General features: G+C 35.2%; 17 protein-coding genes. 3 read left to right on the forward strand and 14 right to left on the reverse strand.

Annotated features, from left to right (window positions below; genetic code table 11):
• Nucleotides 1-62: 62 nt before the first annotated feature.
• The 3 genes from ACTSKG_RS04755 to ACTSKG_RS04765 are packed head-to-tail and all read right to left on the reverse strand — an operon-like array spanning nt 63 to nt 4,026.
• A complete protein-coding gene (locus tag ACTSKG_RS04755; RefSeq protein ID WP_464756998.1) occupies nt 63-1,370 on the reverse strand; it encodes a cyanophycinase in 1,308 nt (435 codons plus the stop codon).
• An 18-nt stretch (nt 1,371-1,388) separates the two neighbouring features.
• Nucleotides 1,389-2,561, reverse strand: a complete 1,173-nt coding sequence (iadA, locus tag ACTSKG_RS04760; RefSeq protein ID WP_464756999.1) for a beta-aspartyl-peptidase — start codon at nt 2,559-2,561, stop codon at nt 1,389-1,391.
• A gap of 46 nt (nt 2,562-2,607) precedes the next feature.
• Nucleotides 2,608-4,026 carry a YfcC family protein gene (locus ACTSKG_RS04765; protein WP_464757000.1) on the reverse strand — a complete coding sequence of 473 codons (1,419 nt, stop codon included), beginning with the start codon at nt 4,024-4,026 and terminating at the stop codon, nt 2,608-2,610.
• Between the two features lie 181 nt (nt 4,027-4,207).
• Between ACTSKG_RS04765 and ACTSKG_RS04770 the strand changes: the two genes are divergently transcribed.
• Nucleotides 4,208-6,253, forward strand: coding sequence for a sigma 54-interacting transcriptional regulator (locus ACTSKG_RS04770; RefSeq protein WP_464757001.1), 2,046 nt, complete (start codon nt 4,208-4,210; stop codon nt 6,251-6,253).
• Between the two features lie 1,012 nt (nt 6,254-7,265).
• On the opposite strand, the gene ACTSKG_RS04775 is transcribed toward ACTSKG_RS04770, so the two are convergent.
• From ACTSKG_RS04775 to ACTSKG_RS04825, 11 genes are all read right to left on the reverse strand, one after another.
• On the reverse strand, nt 7,266-7,568 hold the full coding sequence (locus tag ACTSKG_RS04775) for a YpoC family protein (protein WP_464757002.1): 303 nt from the start codon (nt 7,566-7,568) through the stop codon (nt 7,266-7,268).
• Nucleotides 7,561-8,211, reverse strand: coding sequence for an endonuclease III (gene nth, locus ACTSKG_RS04780; protein WP_464757003.1), 651 nt, complete (start codon nt 8,209-8,211; stop codon nt 7,561-7,563). The genes ACTSKG_RS04775 and nth overlap by 8 nt, the downstream gene beginning before the upstream one ends.
• A gap of 11 nt (nt 8,212-8,222) precedes the next feature.
• On the reverse strand, nt 8,223-8,933 hold the full coding sequence (locus ACTSKG_RS04785) for a DnaD domain protein (protein WP_464757004.1): 711 nt from the start codon (nt 8,931-8,933) through the stop codon (nt 8,223-8,225).
• A 43-nt stretch (nt 8,934-8,976) separates the two neighbouring features.
• A complete protein-coding gene (asnS, locus tag ACTSKG_RS04790; protein ID WP_464757005.1) occupies nt 8,977-10,272 on the reverse strand; it encodes an asparagine--tRNA ligase in 1,296 nt (431 codons plus the stop codon).
• Nucleotides 10,273-10,300: 28 nt separating this feature from the next.
• Complete coding sequence (locus ACTSKG_RS04795) at nt 10,301-10,789, reverse strand: cell wall elongation regulator TseB-like domain-containing protein (protein ID WP_464757006.1); 489 nt, start codon at nt 10,787-10,789, stop codon at nt 10,301-10,303.
• Between the two features lie 3 nt (nt 10,790-10,792).
• Nucleotides 10,793-10,963 (reverse strand): YpmA family protein, encoded by a 171-nt coding sequence (locus ACTSKG_RS04800; RefSeq protein ID WP_464757007.1) that lies wholly within the window; start codon nt 10,961-10,963, stop codon nt 10,793-10,795.
• A gap of 29 nt (nt 10,964-10,992) precedes the next feature.
• Nucleotides 10,993-13,743 carry an ATP-dependent DNA helicase DinG gene (dinG, locus tag ACTSKG_RS04805; RefSeq protein WP_464757008.1) on the reverse strand — a complete coding sequence of 917 codons (2,751 nt, stop codon included), beginning with the start codon at nt 13,741-13,743 and terminating at the stop codon, nt 10,993-10,995.
• Nucleotides 13,744-13,889: 146 nt separating this feature from the next.
• Nucleotides 13,890-14,273 carry an aspartate 1-decarboxylase gene (gene panD / locus ACTSKG_RS04810; RefSeq protein ID WP_387580190.1) on the reverse strand — a complete coding sequence of 128 codons (384 nt, stop codon included), beginning with the start codon at nt 14,271-14,273 and terminating at the stop codon, nt 13,890-13,892.
• Nucleotides 14,274-14,276: 3 nt separating this feature from the next.
• Nucleotides 14,277-15,122, reverse strand: coding sequence for a pantoate--beta-alanine ligase (gene panC, locus ACTSKG_RS04815; RefSeq protein ID WP_464757009.1), 846 nt, complete (start codon nt 15,120-15,122; stop codon nt 14,277-14,279).
• A complete protein-coding gene (gene panB / locus ACTSKG_RS04820; RefSeq protein ID WP_464757010.1) occupies nt 15,100-15,954 on the reverse strand; it encodes a 3-methyl-2-oxobutanoate hydroxymethyltransferase in 855 nt (284 codons plus the stop codon). Before panB ends, panC begins: the two co-directional genes overlap by 23 nt.
• Before the next feature lie 273 nt (nt 15,955-16,227).
• Nucleotides 16,228-17,202 (reverse strand): biotin--[acetyl-CoA-carboxylase] ligase, encoded by a 975-nt coding sequence (locus ACTSKG_RS04825; RefSeq protein ID WP_464757011.1) that lies wholly within the window; start codon nt 17,200-17,202, stop codon nt 16,228-16,230.
• A 560-nt stretch (nt 17,203-17,762) separates the two neighbouring features.
• Here ACTSKG_RS04825 and ACTSKG_RS04830 point away from each other — a divergent pair.
• Together ACTSKG_RS04830 and ACTSKG_RS04835 are read left to right on the forward strand one after the other, a co-directional pair.
• Nucleotides 17,763-18,107: an ATPase gene (locus ACTSKG_RS04830; RefSeq protein ID WP_464757012.1), complete on the forward strand. Its 345-nt coding sequence runs from the start codon at nt 17,763-17,765 to the stop codon at nt 18,105-18,107.
• Nucleotides 18,108-18,454: 347 nt separating this feature from the next.
• Nucleotides 18,455-18,604 (forward strand): YjcZ family sporulation protein, encoded by a 150-nt coding sequence (locus ACTSKG_RS04835; RefSeq protein ID WP_464757013.1) that lies wholly within the window; start codon nt 18,455-18,457, stop codon nt 18,602-18,604.
• Nucleotides 18,605-18,624: the final 20 nt, after the last annotated feature.

Raw genomic sequence — 18,624 nt, forward strand, 5'->3', positions numbered from 1 at the left:
GCTTTCCTTTTCGCTTCAGAATCTAACTTCTCGAATGATGAAAGCTCTAATGTTCTAATACACTATTTTTCGATTTGGATCTTAATTGAAATTGGTTCAACATCCATTTGAACATTTAATGCAGCATAAGATCCGACTTGATCAATTCTTCCCCAGAATCCTTCTGTTAAATTTGTTTTTCTGAATGTAAATTTAAATCCATTTCCTTTTTTGTCATCATCCATGTCAAACCATAACGCTTCTGCTTTAGTTGCTTCATTATCAATTAAATCTTCCGTTAGAACCGTTTTCAATTTTTGTTTTCCAAAGATATCCATTGCAATTGGATTTTTACTGTAATATTCGATTCCTTTGGTCGTTTTATGAAGCTTATTTAACGTAAAAGTTCCTTCCTTAACATTGAAACAATCGCCTTTTTCCAAATAATGCATTGTTACATTTTTCATGGCAAAGCGTTTCCCTTTAATAATTGTTGACCCTTGAAGATCAACAATTATTAAACCACTTGCACCAATGACTTCAATATTGTCGTCTTTACTTGTATAAACCATTGCTGAATTTTCATCAATTCCAAATCCATATCGTGCTTTGTTGTATTGAGTTGCGACAAGCAAACGCCCAAAACGGCCGCGTTCTAGAAAATGCTGGTCTACAATCCCATGAGTAAAGAACCCTAAACCTGTCGTAAGAAAAAGTTGATCATCACCAGTATCCTGATCAAAATTTTTAAGAATATGAACCCCATCCGTTAAGGCTCCTACGCTCGTTCCTGATGCAATCATCGGGTTACTCATAACTGCAGCCCCAGCACTTGTTCCACCAAGGACCGCACCGTTTTCATATACTTTTCTAATAGCTTTTAATACAACTGTATCTTTCCCGTCTGCAGTCACTAGTGTTTTAATATGACGTAATTGGTCACCGCCGACAAACCAAATTGCATCAAACTCTTCTATATTTTTTGCAATTTCAGAACTGTTACCGTTATCCTTCCAAGTCGATTCGTCAACCTCGGTTGTTGAAGGGTCATCGATTACTGCAATTGGTGCTGTATAGATGTTATCTATTGGGACGCCGTAGCGGACGAAATCTTCTTTGTATCCATCTGCACTTTCAATCGGAACAGCGCTTGCAGCAGGGATTATCGCAATCTTTACGTCCTTTAATGCTTTTCCTTTGTATTGTTGGGCCAAGGTTAAGAATTTTTTGTAAACTGCCTCATTATCGGAACTTAATGCACCACCTACAATAACAAGAGAACCAGCGGACTTTGACAAACTATTTTGAGTTGCTTCTACTTGAAACGTAAACATGTTTATGGCAAACATCGATAAAACAAGGACAAAAATAAACGAAAGTTTTCTCAACATTAATCCCTCCATTTTTTCTTATTCAAATGTCCCTTTGACAATTGGCACTTTATTTTGAACCATTAATTGCCCCTTAGCCATGACACTATCTATTTCAAGTGTCTTTTTGTCTAATAGTACAATATCAGCGTCTGTTCCTTCTTGAATCCTACCTTTATTTGGCAGCTTCAGCACTTTAGCAGGGTTTAACGTTATGACTTGTAGTGCAACTTCTAATGAAACTCCTTCTTCTAGGACTGCGTCTCTAACCTCTTTATATAAAGAAGAAACAGATCCTACTTGAAGTCCAATTAACTCGCCATTTCGGTTAAATGTAGGCAAACTTCCTTGGCCATCAGAAGAAAAAGTAATTTTTTCGATTGACACTCCTTCTTCAAGCATCTTCTTTAAGCCTGTACTAGACTTTACTTCTCCCTCCTCTAAAAACTCCGGAACAGTACTCGTAGTTAAATCAACATATCCTCCATTCAAGGCATATTGAATTCCGGCAGTAAATAATTCCTCCGTTCGATTTATATGAGTCGGATGAAAATGGGAAATTGGAATATTGGTTTTATTGACAACTTCCTCTAGTAATGAAAGCTTTTCTTCTCCATCACCGACATGAATTTCCAATAGTCCAGCTTTTCCTGATAATATTCCTCCGTTTCGTGCTGCTGATGCAATTTTTGCAATTTCATTAAACGTTGGTTCAGACGATCGATGGTCAGATATGGCAATTTCTCCGACCCCGATTATTTTGTCAATAAGAATGATATCTTCTTGTATCTTGTTTGTTAATGTTCTTACCGGCAACTGATATGAACCTGAATGTATATAACATGTTACACCTTCTTCTTCTAGGCCACGTGCTTTTGCGAGCAGACTTTCCATCCGTCGTGTCGTTCCATCAGTTCCCAGAAGTCCAATAACCGTTGTAATGCCCGCAGTTGTTAAATTAGTTAAGGTCAACTCAGGTGTTCGAGTCTTGAATCCACCTTCCCCACCTCCACCAATGATATGAACATGGGCATCGATAAAACCAGGGACAACCAGCTTTTCAGAAGCATCAATCACCTTAACCGAAACAAAATCTTGTGGATGTTCAATGATCTCTTTAACATAGCCGATTTTACTATCAACTATTAAAATATCTCTCTTTCCTAAATAATGAGGTGCGTACACTTCACCATTTTTAATCAACGTCAGCACAAATTTTCTCCTCCTTGGTTACTCTAACGATGTGTATGTGTTTTTGCTAAAATGGACCGTAATTTATTGCATGAGCAACAATAACTGCAATTAAACCAATCACAAATTGGATAATGACTAGTGGAAAAACCCATTTTGCCCATTTCGTCCAAGGAATCCCCGCAATAGCTAAACCAGCCATTAATGTACCAGCGGTTGGAAAAATAATATTTCCTATCCCGTCGGCAAATGAAAATGATAAAACAGCTGTCTGTCTAGTAATATCAAGCAAATCAGCTAGTGGCGCCATAATTGGCATTGTTAACATTGCATGGCCACTTCCCGATGCTAAAATGAAATGAATTACAGTTTGGAAGCCATACATACCGATTACACTAATCGTTCCTGGTACATGTTTAATCGCTTCTGATACTCCATGAAGCATAGGGTCGACAATATGCCCTTGACTTAATACGACCAATGTCGCTCTCGAGACACCGATAATTAAAGCACCTGCTATTAGCGCAGCAGACCCACTCATAAAATTTTTCACCATATTGTCAATAGAGAGTTTCCCAACAATCCCCACAACAATCGTTAAAATAATAAATAAGGCAGCAATCTCGGAAAGATACCATTCGAATTTAATGACCCCATATGCCAAAACAACATAGTTTAATAGAAACGCCCCAAGAATAAGCTTGTGTTTGGTTGAAAGATTTATATTAGATTTCAACAGTTTATCTGCAGCTGACTTGTCGTAGTTTCCGTAGAAACCTAGTTCGGGGTTTTTCTTCACCTTCATTGCATAGCGATAGACAAATATAACAGAGACAAGGTAAACCACCACAAATAATACTAAGCGTAGTCCTATTCCTGAGAAAAGTGGCAATTCTGCAATCCCCTGAGCAATTCCTACTGTAAATGGATTCATAACAGCTGTTGTAAAACCTGCAGCTGCACCAAGTAATACAATAGCCATACCCGTGATTGTATCAAATCCAAGGGCTAGTGCTAGCGGGATTAATAGGGGAATGTAGGCAAGTCCCTCTTCCGCCATCCCCATTAACGATCCCCCTGCAGCAAAGAATAGCATCATGATAGGAATTAATAGCTTTTCTCGTTTTTGCAGTTTTCTAGCCATTGTAGCAATCAATACATCAATTGTACCTGTTGCTTTAAGGACACCAAAAAACCCACCAATGATTAATACAAAGAAAATAATTCCTCCTGCTTCAACCATCCCCTTATGGAGAGCTTTAAACATATCAAATGGATAGACTGGTGAGGATTCAATCCATTTAAAGGAGTCCGCTTCCACAATAGTCCGACCATCCACTTCTACACGATTGTATTCCCCTGCCGGTAAAATAAATGTTAAAATCATGGCTGCTACTACAACAAAGAATAATAAAGCAAATGCATTGATTTGAACCGGCTTTCTATTTGGTGTAATTGGTTCAACATTTTTACCCAATTGACTCATCTTCTCATCTCCCTTTTTAATTTTAAAGCCACACTCTTAATATATATGCAATTTTCGTGCCAACTTGCAAAACGTAATAATTCTGAAAATTAAATTTATTTAACCGATTAATTGGTCTTTTTTGGTTCTCTTTGGTGGTATAATATAACCTAAAAGAACACCATTCAAAAAGGAGATTTCGATGATCAAACAATCAATTACGTTAATAGCAGGCAGTACCCAAACAAAACAAGTCTTATTTGAGCAGCTTCACCAATTATTGGGAGATTATGTTCAAATAACAAGTTTTGCAACAATGAACGGACTACCCGCGCAATTGACTGCTGATTTTATTCTGTTTTCATCTGAGGTTACGAGAATAGAAGCAAATGAGATGTGTCATATAACGGGTAAAGAAATGATTGTAGGCAAACGAACGGTCCATCATCAATTTATTGATCAGCTATTAAAAATTCCACAAAATTCTAACGTACTAATTGTTAATGATGATGATTTTGCTACGATTGAGCTAATTGAATCTCTTTATCAGCTGGGTATTGATCATTTTAGGTACGAACCATTTAAGAGGGATCAGCTATTTTATAATAATATTGATATCGCTGTTTCCCCGGGAGAGTCTCATCTTTGTCCTCCATATATTAAAAATGTGATTGATATCGGCGTCCGTTTGTTCGATATGGCAACTATTTTAAAGGTAGTAGAATACTTCGGGTTAGGCGAAAAAATTTCCTCATTAATTTCAGAAAGATATATCCGTAACATTATTGATCTACAACGGGAACTATCAGATGCAGAACAAAACGCTAAACAATTGAGTCAACATATTCAAAACGTTGTAGACTCTGTCGATGACGGTATTTTAGCGATTAATCATCAGCAAAAAATCACCGTATTTAACCGTCGTTTAGAAGCGCTTTTTCATTTATCTGTAGAAGAGGTAATCCACAAACAGTTAGGGAAGGTTATTGCTAGTCTGGATATTATTGACTTTATCCTCCATGGTAATGAAGAAAGTAAATTCTTTACGATATACGGGGTAGACCTAGTTATATTCCGACATCAAATGGAAACAGAAAATACAATTGTAGCGACCTTTAAAAGCATTAATCAGGCGTTTGAAGTAAAAAAAATTGCACAGCAGGAGTTAAAAAACAAGGGTTTTTATGCAAAATATAATTTTGATGAGATTGTTGGAGATCATCCAATACTCAAGGATTGTATACAAATAGCCAAAAAACTTGCCCTCTCGGAACATCCAATACTAATACAAGGGGAAACAGGAACTGGGAAAGAATTATTTGCTCACTCCATCCATCTTCATTCAGTGAGAAAAAACGGACCATTTATCGCAATCAACTGCAGCGCTTTAACAGAAAATTTGCTAGAAAGTGAATTGTTCGGGTACGAGGAAGGAACTTTTACAGGAGCTCAAAAAGGCGGGAAAAAAGGCTTATTTGAATTAGCGGAAAATGGAACGATTTTTTTAGATGAGATTGGAGACATTAGTTTAACAGTTCAATCTCATTTATTAAGAGTTCTTCAAGAAAAAGAATTGAGGAGGATCGGTGGAAGAAAAGTAATCCCTGTAAATGTCCGGGTAATTGCTGCAACTAATAAAAATATTCAAATGAAATCACAGGAAGGAACGTTCCGTTCCGATTTGTTTTACCGTTTAAACGTTCTTACCCTCTCTGTTCCGCCTCTTAGAAAGCGGAAAATGGATATACCTTTACTAGTAAAACACTTTATTACAAAAAGCGGAAAGTGGGTTAGGGTCGATGAAGAAGTCCTAGAAAAGCTTCGGAAACAAGAATGGTTAGGTAATATTCGAGAATTAAAAAGTATGATTGATTATATGCTCACCATCTGTAATGGAAACAAAATTGAATTAAAGGACATTCCTCATGACCGGTTTCAAAAAGTAGGAATTCAAGATATTGTAACTAGTTTTCCGATTCCTGAGGATCTATTGGAAATGCATGAATATCTATTCCTTTTAGAAACTATTAAGCAATGTAATGATAATGGCAAGCCTGCAAGTAGGCAACTGATCTCAATAATTAGTGAAAAAAATGGGCATTATTTATCTCCACAGCAGGTTCGACGTAGATTGAATTCTTTGGAAGTTGAAGGTTTCATAACAAAAGGAAGAGGTAGGACTGGTACAAGAATCACCTCAAATGGTGTGGATTATTTGCATTTTCTCGAAGATCATAAAACAAATTAAATCCTAACGAAGGAATATTTTGCATGAATGTTCTGCTACTTTCAACATTAATTAGCAATAACAGCTTTTTCTATTGAAATAGTAATGGAATAACTTCACTTCAAACTCGTCTTACTCTCCTCTGCTCTATTGCTTTGAGAATAAGAAAAGAGCAAGCGGCATTAAAGTAGCATCTTCACTAATTCGAGTGCCCTGGACCAAACATTGCTCCTACGGGTGTTTATAGTACTTTAAAGAAATAAATAATACCAAAGATTTCCGTTTCAGGTGGACGCGTTCCGCGGGGTGAGCGATTAGCCATCACCGCCGCTACCGCGTTCGTTTGTGATGGCTAATCTGTCTCACTCATCCCGCTGGAGTCGCCACCTTTCACTTCAATCCATTAAGTGAGTATTACCTAAGTAAGAGATGCTGCTGATGTAAAGTTTAGTACTTTTTTGCTTATCCATATGGCAAGAGGAACCAGAGAAAAACTAGATAGTATCTAAAGGTAAAGTAGTGAAGAGCTTACGAAATGGCATCTTCGGAATTTTTTAAAAGAGTAGGAAAGTATTTTTCCTCTAATTATCCAAATCAAACCAAAAATTCCTAGTGCTTCTTGTCTTCATTATTTTAGAGTGCTTAGGACGAAATATTTGCTCCTGCGGATCCTCTTTTTTCGTTAATATCGTGGCGGATATGTTGAGACAAAGTCCAATAGGTTGGTTAATGAGAGAATAAATCCCTTATATAAAAGCGGACGAAGAGATAATTTCGTCCGCTCAGCGCTTTTCTAACAATGGATACTATCTATTTTTATTTAGTAACATCTACTCTAATTATCCACCCTGCTTCAAGTATACAAGGTACTGTAAAAGGAAAAACAATCAAGATCTAGCAAGATTCCTAGCATCCAAGATAGATTTATATTGTTTCTTATCTCTACAAAAAGAAGGACATTAAGTTAATGTCCTTCTAAGGTACAATTTTACATTTTCAACCTAACGGAAAAAGATAGAAAACTTCATTTCATCTATTTATTATCCATTATTCTTTTTACTGCATATTTCTTTTTGGTTTCTTTGAATAACTCTTCAAGTTGACGAAAAGAAGTATAGTTATGAGTATTCTTTTTAATAAATTCCAAACGGTCTGAAAAATTAACCGGTCTAGCCTCTTCCATCTCATCTAAAATTTGAGTCAATAGTAAAATACTATGCTTCATCATAATAAGTCGTGATTCGTCTTCAATTCTAAAAAGCAATGCTAATTTCTCTTTTAGTTGATCCCACTCAGCAAATTTGCTTCCGACATCGATGAAATTATCATTAAACAACTTTACTCATCCTTTTCTTTCCCTCGCGGCATACTGCCAATAATGGGCATTCCGGGCAATTCGGATTTTGAGCTTTACAATGATAGCGACCAAAGAATATGAGTTGGTGATGTGCTTTTGACCATGACTCTATCGGTGTTTTTTTCATTAGTGTCTCTTCCACTTGTAGAACTGAATCTTTCCATCTGCATAAACCTAACCTTTTAGTTACACGTTCAACATGTGTATCTACTGCAATCGCCGGGATATTAAATGCAACCGAAACAACGACATTTGCGGTCTTGCGTCCCACCCCAGGAAAAGTTGTAAGCAAGTCCCTATTCGCTGGCACTTTTCCATCATATATTTCAATGAGTTGCTTGCTTAACGCCTGAATATTTTTAGCTTTATTTCGATACAGGCCAATGGAACGAATATCATTTTGCAATTCTTCAATAGATAAGGCCAAATAATCTTTTGGCTGTTTATACTTTTGAAATAGATTTTTTGTTACTTTATTCACCAAAATATCTGTGCATTGTGCTGACAATAATGTAGCTACTAGTAATTCGAATGGATTGTCATGAACGAGCTCACAATGAGCATTAGGAAACATTCGCTCCATCTCATCTAGGCAAAATTGCCATTGTGCTTTTGAAAGCAAATTTTCCCCTCCTACTCTCTCTCTTCTAACCAATTATAAAATGATACCTTCGTTGAAGTAGAAGCATGTTCAACTTGATTTTGTGTTGGGATTTGTTGTCTAAAATTAGATGACTGTTTTTCTGCTGCTTCCACAGTTTTAATATTTTTCTTTTTCCATTCAAATAAAATTCGATCGATGTATCGTAAACTAAGCTTTTGTGACAAAACTGCTTCTTTAAGTGCTAACCGTATTAACGAAGGAGAATGTTGATCTTGATCGAACCACATGCCAATCGTTTCATATTCCATTGGGGATAGCAGTCTACCGAATTCTTGTTCAAATAATTTATAAATATTACCTTCTTCTAATTTTAACAAATCATCATCTACACTATTTTCTTTTTGCTCCGCATAGTTTAAAAGTAAATTCCATAAGTATTGGAAATTATAATATTCAAAACGTATACCGTCCTCATCAATTTGCTGTTCAATTTGAACAAACCCTTTTTGTACAAGACGTTGTAATATACTCGTTACTTTATTTTCATCAAAATGCGTACGTTCGACTAAGTTTTGTGGTGTTGGAAAGTGGTTCCCCGCTTCACCAAAAGCGATTAAGTGTAAAAGTAAAATTGCTTCTTCATCTTTTACATCAATCATTTTATAATAGTTAAAAAAAAGCTGGGAAATGGTTACATTTCCCTGCTCAGTCCAAATACGGAGTCGATCTCGCTTTTGCATACTCGTCTCCCCTTTTTAAGATATTGCAAAGTATAAAAGCTATTTATGGATATAATCTGTTTAATAATCGTGGGAACGGAATGGATTCACGAACATGTTCTGCACCACTCAACCAAGCAACAGTTCTTTCTAATCCAAGACCAAATCCTGAATGCGGCACTGAACCTTGTTTACGAAGTTCTAAATACCAAGCATATGCTGATTCATCTAAATTGTGTTCTGCTAGTCGTTGTTTTAATAAATCATAGTCATGGATACGTTCCGAACCACCAATAATTTCCCCATATCCTTCTGGAGCAATTAAGTCCGCACATAAAACTACATCATCTCTGTCTGGATGAGGTTGCATGTAGAATGGTTTAATACCAATCGGATAATGCGTTATGAAAACTGGTTTGTCAAAGCTTTCAGCAATCGCAGTTTCATGAGGTGAACCAAAATCATCTCCCCATGTAATATCATCAAAGCCTTTTTCATGCAAGAATTTAATCGCATCATCATATGAAATACGTGGGAATGGTGCTTTAATATTTTCAAGTTTTGACAAATCACGGCCTAAACGTTCTAGTTCTAAAGTACAATTTTTCAATACAGCTTGAGCAATAAATTCTACATACTGTTCTTGTACTTCTAAGTTTTCTTCAAATTCCACAAATGCCATTTCCGGTTCAATCATCCAGAACTCGATTAAATGACGACGAGTTTTAGATTTTTCTGCTCGGAATGTTGGACCGAAAGAAAAAACTTTTCCAAGAGCCATTGCAGCTGCTTCCATATATAATTGTCCTGATTGAGAAAGGTAAGCATCTTCTTCAAAATATTTTGTATGGAATAATTCAGAAGTACCCTCAGGAGCAGAACCAGTTAAAATTGGTGGGTCCATTTTTACAAAGCCATTATTATTGTAAAATTCATATGTAGCACGAATTATCTCATTACGGACTTTCATAATTGCATGCTGTTTTCTAGAACGTAACCAAAGATGACGGTTGTCCATTAAAAACTCAGTTCCATGTTCTTTCGGTGTGATTGGAAAGTCAACAGCGGCATGAATAACTTCAATTTCTTTTACTTGTAATTCGTATCCGAAGGAAGAGCGCTCATCTTTTATTACTTCACCAATTACATACATAGAAGTTTCTTGTGTTAATCCTTTAGCAGATTGGAAAATTTCTTCTCCAACTTCCTCTTTTACGACAACACCTTGAACAAATCCAGATCCATCACGTAGTTGTAAAAAAGCTATTTTACCACTTGATCTCTTGTTGGCAAGCCATGCACCAAGTTTAACTGTTTCGCCTATATGGTTTTCCATATCTTTAATCATAATTTTTTTCATTTTATCCTCCAAAAATTCAAAAGTTTCTTTATAAATTAGATATTCGTTTCCACCAATCTCCGTTATCAAATAATAAATATACATAACCGAGCTTATTATCTTTGTTTAAAAACGAAATTTCCCATACTGGTCCTACTTCTTCTACTCCTAGTTTTGCATGTAACAATTTACTGTTTTTTTCATCTTTCATTGCTAGTTCTATTGCCTGTTCTTTTGTAATACCATCTTTCAATTTAACTTCCATAATAGTATCATTTGTTTTCTTTTCAGGAATAAAGAAAGCCTTATCTTCCCCTTTAGCGGTTGTACCAATAACAGTATGATAAGTAGCTGTGCTATTAAAAACATATGAATCATTAATATGGGATAACAAATTATTATGTAATACATAAGTTTCGGCATCCTGACTGGCTGCTTTAAAAGGAGCTTTTGCTTGAAAATAAATAAGTAAACTAAGAATAACCGTAAGACTAATCAAAAAAGTAACGATAAACAGAATCCATCTTTTTAGTGCCATTTGTTAAGTCCTATAAATAGTAAATACAGCTTTTTCTTGATCTTGCTTATCTAGTGCTAATCCAAACATTAAATCCTGTTCTTTTAAAGTACGATTTAATGCATCAACCAATTTATATAAGTCACTTTGATAATTGACCGTCACGGTTGAAAGCACTTCAATTTTGTTTTCCATATTTCTACCCGCTTTCATAAAACTCATACTCATTTATTATACCAATTTTCAAGCTCCAAGACCATATTTTCTAAAGAGACTTTCTTTACAGGAATATTCGGAATGGCTTGTATAAAATCACTACCATAAGATTTTGTTTCAATTCTACGATCTAGTACTATAAAAACACCCTTATCGGATGATGAACGGATTAAACGTCCAAATCCCTGTCTAAATCGAAGAACTGCTTCCGGTAAAGAATATGCGGAAAAAGGATTTTGACCGTTTAGCGTTAGTAACTCTGCTCTCTTTTTAAAAAGAGGATCATCTGGTGAAGAGAATGGAAGTCTTACCATAATAACAACGGAGAGCGCATCCCCTGGAACATCCACTCCTTCCCAAAAACTATTTGTCCCAAATAATACAGATTTCGAGAAGCGTTGGAATGACTTTAATAAACGCATCCTACTTCCTGAAGACATACCTTGTGCAAACAACATATAATCATCTAATAATTTTGTGTCTTGTATCAAGTCCACTGTTTTTCGCAACATATCTTGAGAAGTAAATAATACAAAGCATTTTCCTTCTGTAACGAGTACAGTTTGAACGATAGCCTCTGCTACCGATTCAATATAATCACTTTGAGAAACGTGTTTAATATCTGGCATATCCTCAACAATTAATAATTCTGCACCAATATAAAAATCAGCGGAAGTCTTAAATGAATGTATTGTTATTTTTTCATTTAATCCAAGTTGAGAAGTTATGAAATGGGGATTCGAGGGCACAGAAAGTGTTCCTGATGTCCAAATAACCGCCCCTGTAGCCCTTAACGGATTAAGTGCTTTCTTAATATCATTCTGATAGTTAAGCGGTCTCTTAATAATCGTAAGACTCCCTGGTATACTTCGCGTATCAATTTCTAACCACTTCGCCTCAATTGCTTCCTCTTGTAAAAAGATTTCATCCCACTCAGCTACTTTTATCTCAAGTTCTCTGATCCAATAATCCCATTCATTCAATATAATTGGCGCTAGTTCCTCCACTTGCATGGAATAGGAATGAATGATGGATTTAGAAGATAGGATAAATGTTTGAATGGAAGTTGCAACTCGACGAAATAGTGACTTATTTAAATTTAATTCATCAAGTAAAATGGTTCTTTTTGTGTTCCTTGAACTTTTATTTGTATGGTTAACTGAATTGATAATATAAGAAACGGTATCATCAAAAGTATTTACTACTTCCACATACTCTTTCTCAAGTCGCTCTCGTAAAGGCCGTGGTATATGAATGATTGAAAGCTTATGAAGTAAATGTTCGGTATCTAATGTACCAAACTGTCCAAGAATGTACTTCCAATTTGTGTATGAAAAAATCCGTTCTTTTCTCGACATACTTGCATGAATAAACTGATGAGCCTCATCAATAATTGTTGCACATCCTTTGGATAATAAAGGACTTTCTCGGTCTTGATCTGCCAGAACCATTGCATGATTAGTAACTAAAATATCGCAATTTGCACTTCTTTTAATAGCTCTCTCATAAAAATCAACTACTTCAGTTTCATCTGATTTATATGGTATCGCTCTCCTAATCTTATCTACAAATAATTGTCCGCCACCGGATACATTTAACTCTGTTAAATCCCCTTCATCAGTAAGGGTTAACCAAACTAATATTTGCATAATAGTAAAAGTTTCATCATATGATTCATCTTCTAATTGAAGATGTTGCCAAAATCGGTACAAATCAATGTAATGATGCATTCCTTTTAACTTCGCAACTTTAGTTTCCACGCCTAATACTGCATTAAGTTTAGGTATTTCTTCTTGTACCAACTGGTCTATTAGATGGGTAGTATATGTACTTATTATAACTGGCTTTTGTTTTTCCATCGCATAAATAGTTGCAGGTAACAAATAACCTAAAGTTTTTCCTATCCCTGTTTCAGCTTCACAAACAGTTTCCTTTTTTTCTTGCATAGCAAAATGGATCGTATCCATTAATTCGAACTGTCCCATACGCTCTTCAAACTGTGATATACCTTTTTTGAACATATTTAATTTGTTGACTCTTTCTAAAGGAAAGCTTTGTTGTATAGTAAGTGACTCCATTTCCTCTTTCACAAATTTCAATGGAATATTACGATACAATGGATATTCTTTTTCTTCGTACTTTGTTCTTTTATTAGTTAAAACCTCAAAGAAAAGCAAAGACAAATCAGATTTTAAATGAAAAGATCTTTTATGTAATAATTCAATCGTTCTAAGTGGTAATTGGGATAACTGTTCCATACATTTTAGTAGTAAGTGAGCGGTAGCAAGAGCATCATCATCCGCCCTATGTGCCATTTGCAAGTTAATTTGTAACTCGGATGCAATATCTTGAAGTTTATAGCTATATAAATTTGGAAACATTAATTTTGTAAATTCGACTGTATCCATCTTTTTACAAATCAACTTTGGCAGTCCGACTCTTTTTAACTCACTTTGTAAAAAGGTAAGGTCAAAATGAATATTATGTGCAACAAAAATATGATCTTGTAGCATGTCTAGTATTTCTGATCCAACTTCTTCAAACAATGGTGCAGTCACGACATCTGCATCATGGATCTTTGTTAAGTCCTGAATAAAAAAAGGTATGGACTTCTCTGGATTAATAAAAGTAGAAAAAGTATGTACGACTTTGTAATTATTAATAAATACAATTGCAAGTTGAATAATACGGTCACCATTGGAAGATGAATGGCCTGTTGTTTCAATATCTACAACTGCATATTTATGATTTTCCAACATTCCTCAACTCACAATTCCTATAATCTAAAAAAATTGTACCACATCCATTTACCTTTCACTAAAATTTTACTACCAAAAACATTACTTTCATTACAAAACGGAGCAGCTTTATAAGCTGACTCCGTTTAATGGTGTGTTATAGAGTACTACATTACAGTTGCTTCTGGTTCATAATGAATAATTTGTTTAATTGTATTATCTTCATTCATAATTGCAACAGTTGGTTGATGTGATTTTGCTTCTTCGTTCATAACATATGCATAAGAAAGAATAATGACGATATCGCCACGTTGAACTAAACGAGCAGCTGCTCCATTTACGCAAATAACACCGCTACCTCTTTCTCCTGCAATGATATACGTTTCAAATCGTGCACCATTATTATTATTTACAATATGAACTTTTTCATTTGGTAACATCCCTACAGCATCTAAAATATTTTGATCGATTGTAATACTTCCAACATAATTTAAATCGGCTTCCGTTACTACAGCACGGTGAATCTTACTATTTAACATCATACGTAACATCTATTACACTTCCTTTACATTTACAATAATATTATCAATTAAACGAGCATTTTCGAAAAATACTGCGGTTGCGAATAAGATTTTTTCTGCATGGGTAAATTCTGATTGTAAGTTTGGATACGATAATGTTTCAAAATAATCGATTTTACCAGAAGTATTCTGTTCAATATATTCTTTTCCTGTATTGAGCGCCTTATTTATATCTTTTGTTTCTTTCCAGATCTCAGTTGCGATTGTAAGTCCTTTAAAAAGATGAATAGCTTCTGCTCTTTCTTTAATACTTAAAAACACGTTTCGAGAACTTTTTGCTAATCCATCCGCTTCTCGTACAGTGGAAATTCTTTCAATTTGTACAGGGAAGTTATAGGCTTTCACGAAAGTTTCGATAATTGCAAGTTGTTGCGCGTCTTTTTGACCAAAATATGCTTTAGTCGGCTGTACTAAATGAAATAATTTCGTAATAACTTTTAAAACTCCATCAAAATGGCCAGGTCTGCTCTCCCCACAAAGTTTAGTGGAAAGCTTACCAACTTGAATTGTAATTCCACTTTCGAATGGATACATTTCAGTTACAGAAGGAACAAATAGAAAATCTACCCCTGCTTTTGCAGCTAATTCGGTATCATGCTCAATATCTCTAGGGTAGCGATCTAAATCTTCATTTGGTCCAAATTGTGCTGGATTCACGAATATACTTGACACAACAATATCATTTTCTTCTCTTGCTTTGTTTAGAAGCGCTAAATGACCATCGTGTAAATAACCCATTGTTGGTACTAATCCGATGGTTTTTCCCTTTTTGCTAGATAAAATATTTTGTAATTCATTAATTGTTTGAACTGTTTTCATGATTGCCTCCGTACAATTGTAAAAGTTGATCTTCTTTCATTGTAAATTGATGTTGTTCTGCTGGGAACTTTTTGCTTTTAACATCGTGCACATACTGCGTTATTCCTTCTTCGATGTGAACCCCTACATTTGCATATTCCTTCACAAACTTTGGTATATGATGTGCACCGTATTTTACCATGTCATGGAAGACTAGCACTTGCCCATCAGCTTGAACCCCTGCACCTATTCCGATTGTTGGAATAATCAATTCTCCTGAAACCTTCTCCGTTAGTTGATGAGGAATACACTCTAGCACAACTGCACAAGCCCCTGCTTGTTCACATTTTTTTGCATCATTTATTAATTTTTCTGCTGCTGCTGCAGTTTTGCCTTGTACTTTATAACCGCCTAGCACTCCTGCTGATTGTGGAAGCAACCCAAGATGAGCAACTACAGGTATTCCTGCAGAAGTTAACTTTTGAATAACAGGAATTACTTCATCTGCACCCTCTACTTTAACTGCCTGAGCATTTGTTTGTTGCATAATTTTCACTGCATTTAAAAGCGTTTGATCTAATGAACCATGATAAGTACCAAAAGGCATATCCACTACTAAAAAAGTATTTGGAGCTCCCCTTCTTGCTGCTTTTCCATGATGGATCATATCATCTAATGTCACGAGTACTGTGGAATCATACCCAAGAACAACCATCCCAACTGAGTCTCCAACTAAAATCATATCTACACCAGCATTTTCTGCAAATTTAGCAGATGGAAAATCATAGGCTGTTACCATTGAAATCTTTTCATCATTTTTCTTCATGTCTACAAAATTACTAGTTGATTTCATTTTTACTCCTCCTCTTTTTTGAGAAGAAAACCAATAAAAGCCCTTCAATCCTAAAGTGGACAAAAGGGCAGAAAATGTAAGAAATAGGTTTTCTCCGTCCCTGTCTATCATGATCAAGGCAGACTATTAAATTTGAGTTCCAAATATTTCAGGTGCAGTTCGATTAGGATACTACCCTTCGCATATAGATTAACAGAATACTACATATTAGTCCAAATTATTATTTGTTCTACCCAATGGCATACTTTTTCACTTTTTAAAAATTCAGTGGAGTCATGTTAGGTGAATATCTGCAGAATATATCCCTCTTATTTCCCCATTATCCAACCGAAGTTCAAGTACACCATCATTTGTTATACCGATAGCTATTCCTTCTAGTGTTTCTCTTAAAAGAGTTGCTCTGATTCGCTTTCCTATTGTACAACTATAGCTTTCCCAAAGTAACTTTATAGGCTCAAAACCTTTTTCGATATATATTGTTGAGTACTTCTCTATGTAAAAAAGAATTTTAGCCACTAAAGCAGCCCGATTTATCTCAATTCCTGTTTCTATTTTTAATGAAGTAGCAATTGACTGAATCGATTGCTCAAATGATTCTAGTTCATGATTTACATTAACCCCAATTCCAATAATGATGGATTGAACACGGTCCATGTCTGCTTGAAGTTCAGTTAATATGCCAGTTACTTTTTTCCCGTTCATCAATAAGTCATTCGGCCATTTAATCTCTGGAACACTGCCTGTAACTTCTTCTATCGCTTTTGTAACTGCTACTGCTGAAACAAGTGTAAATTGGGGTGCCATATGTGGACTAATTTCTGGACGAATGATAACACTCATCCATATCCCTTTATTTGCAGATGAGTCCCATGCTCTTTCTAATCTTCCTCTTCCAGCAGTTTGCTGTTCCGTAATAATTACAGTACCATGTGATGCCCCGTCTCTCGCCTTCTCTGCAGCAATATTTTGAGTGGAATCGCATACTGGATAATATAAAATGTTACTTCCTAACTGCATCGTTTGTAAGTAGGGAGTTATTCTTTCTTTAGAAACTATATCTGGAATAGAAATTAAAATATATCCTTTTTTCTTCACGGCCTCAATTACATAGCCTTCCTCTTCTAAGGCTTTCAGATGTTTCCAAATCATTGTGCGGGAAATAGATAATTCATCCGCTAGTTTTTGACCTGATATTGGTTCCCCTTTTGCCACTAGCAATTGGGAAAGAATCTTTTCTTTAATTGTCATTGAAAAAACCATTCCTTTTTTAAGTTTACTATCATGAAAACAAGCACTTTATCATGTTTGATTAGTAATTAATAACAATATTATCACAAACGGTCTAAGATAATCTTAAAAGTAGAATCTAAACTCATAAATTGTTCTAATTTGAACATTTGAAGACTATTTAACAATAATTAAATATTTCTTTGCGAAGAGCTTGAAAAAAAAAGAGATTCACTTCAGATGATGGCACTAAAAACATTCAATTTAATTTTTTCAAGTTACTCATCCATAAAATGATTTAATGCGGCGCGGGAATAGCAAGACACCGCAGGAAGAGTTTGATAGGAAGGAGGCTAAAGCGCCTCTTCCTGAGTAAGCCTGCGAAAAACCGGGAAAAATCTACACTTTTTCAGTGTCCTAATTATAGTTAATCTAAAGTGAAATGTCAGAAAGAAAATAATTTATTAGGAGATTATATTTTATAAAATGATTAAACCGTTTAGAACATTAATAGATTTACTGAATACAATGTTTATATAATCTGCAGATTATGAATCTAATAATGAGAGGAGGTGTGCTTTATGCCTTTAACAACAGGACCAATTGAAAATGTTGGAAATTTACCTGCCAATGCAACTAATGTTCGAGTTAAAATACTCAACCTTACTGGAGGGAGACTTTCTGGAGTAGTTAATCTATACAGATTAAATGGGACAAGAAGATTAGTTTCATCAGCTAATTTTAGTGTAGGTGCAAATGCTTCTACTTTTGTAACACTTAATTTAGTTGGAGGAGCGTTTCAATATGAAACGGAAATTGTTCCAAATCAAACTGGTGGATTATATACAGTTTACGGAAGAACAGCTTCAGGTGTCATCATTGTTGCTCAACGTGTTTTGAACTCAGAATTAGTTCCTATTCTATAATTTTAAAATGGGATCTTAACAACTGAAAACACTTTAAAGGCTGTCCACTAGTCAATTTAATATGACTTTTCGGACAGCCCTTTAATTTTTATTATTGAATATAACTGAAGAGAAATTTGCAATCTGATACCTGCCTCTAAATAAGACACCTCATTCGAAGGGTAACCTCGTCCGCGTAGAAAGCGAATGCAAGAGAGCTAAAATCCAAGGAGAAAACATAATTAGAAATTTTTCGTATAGAGTTTTTAGTGCTAATAACGAGCCTTCAGTGTTTATAGATTTTTTACAAACCTGCAAATGAATCAGACAAAATCCCAGTATTAACATAGAATGAACTATCTTGAATAATGGAGGTGTTTAGTATGGGTAATGCAGTTGGTGGATATGGTACAGGAAATGGATTCGCTTTAGTTGTTGTTCTGTTTATACTGTTGATAATTATTGGCGCAAGCTTTTTAGGCGGCGGATATGGCGGATATGGCGGATATGGCTGCTAACTAATTCCATAGAGGATTTA

It is taken from the genome of Psychrobacillus syltrankelensis, from assembly GCF_055454035.1.

What these genes read in the sequence shown, in the direction of transcription:
- asnS (WP_464757005.1), bottom strand. Translation starts at nt 10,272, where the DNA reads ATGAAAAAAATTATGATTAAAGATATGGAAAACCATATAGGCGAAACA.
- ACTSKG_RS04835 (WP_464757013.1), top strand. Translation starts at nt 18,455, where the DNA reads ATGGAGGTGTTTAGTATGGGTAATGCAGTTGGTGGATATGGTACAGGA.
- panB (WP_464757010.1), bottom strand. Translation starts at nt 15,954, where the DNA reads ATGAAATCAACTAGTAATTTTGTAGACATGAAGAAAAATGATGAAAAG.
- ACTSKG_RS04785 (WP_464757004.1), bottom strand. Translation starts at nt 8,933, where the DNA reads ATGCAAAAGCGAGATCGACTCCGTATTTGGACTGAGCAGGGAAATGTA.
- panC (WP_464757009.1), bottom strand. Translation starts at nt 15,122, where the DNA reads ATGAAAACAGTTCAAACAATTAATGAATTACAAAATATTTTATCTAGC.
- ACTSKG_RS04825 (WP_464757011.1), bottom strand. Translation starts at nt 17,202, where the DNA reads ATGACAATTAAAGAAAAGATTCTTTCCCAATTGCTAGTGGCAAAAGGG.
- ACTSKG_RS04830 (WP_464757012.1), top strand. Translation starts at nt 17,763, where the DNA reads ATGCCTTTAACAACAGGACCAATTGAAAATGTTGGAAATTTACCTGCC.
- ACTSKG_RS04795 (WP_464757006.1), bottom strand. Translation starts at nt 10,789, where the DNA reads ATGGCACTAAAAAGATGGATTCTGTTTATCGTTACTTTTTTGATTAGT.
- dinG (WP_464757008.1), bottom strand. Translation starts at nt 13,743, where the DNA reads ATGTTGGAAAATCATAAATATGCAGTTGTAGATATTGAAACAACAGGC.
- ACTSKG_RS04765 (WP_464757000.1), bottom strand. Translation starts at nt 4,026, where the DNA reads ATGAGTCAATTGGGTAAAAATGTTGAACCAATTACACCAAATAGAAAG.
- ACTSKG_RS04755 (WP_464756998.1), bottom strand. Translation starts at nt 1,370, where the DNA reads ATGTTGAGAAAACTTTCGTTTATTTTTGTCCTTGTTTTATCGATGTTT.
- ACTSKG_RS04800 (WP_464757007.1), bottom strand. Translation starts at nt 10,963, where the DNA reads ATGGAAAACAAAATTGAAGTGCTTTCAACCGTGACGGTCAATTATCAA.
- panD (WP_387580190.1), bottom strand. Translation starts at nt 14,273, where the DNA reads ATGTTACGTATGATGTTAAATAGTAAGATTCACCGTGCTGTAGTAACG.
- ACTSKG_RS04770 (WP_464757001.1), top strand. Translation starts at nt 4,208, where the DNA reads ATGATCAAACAATCAATTACGTTAATAGCAGGCAGTACCCAAACAAAA.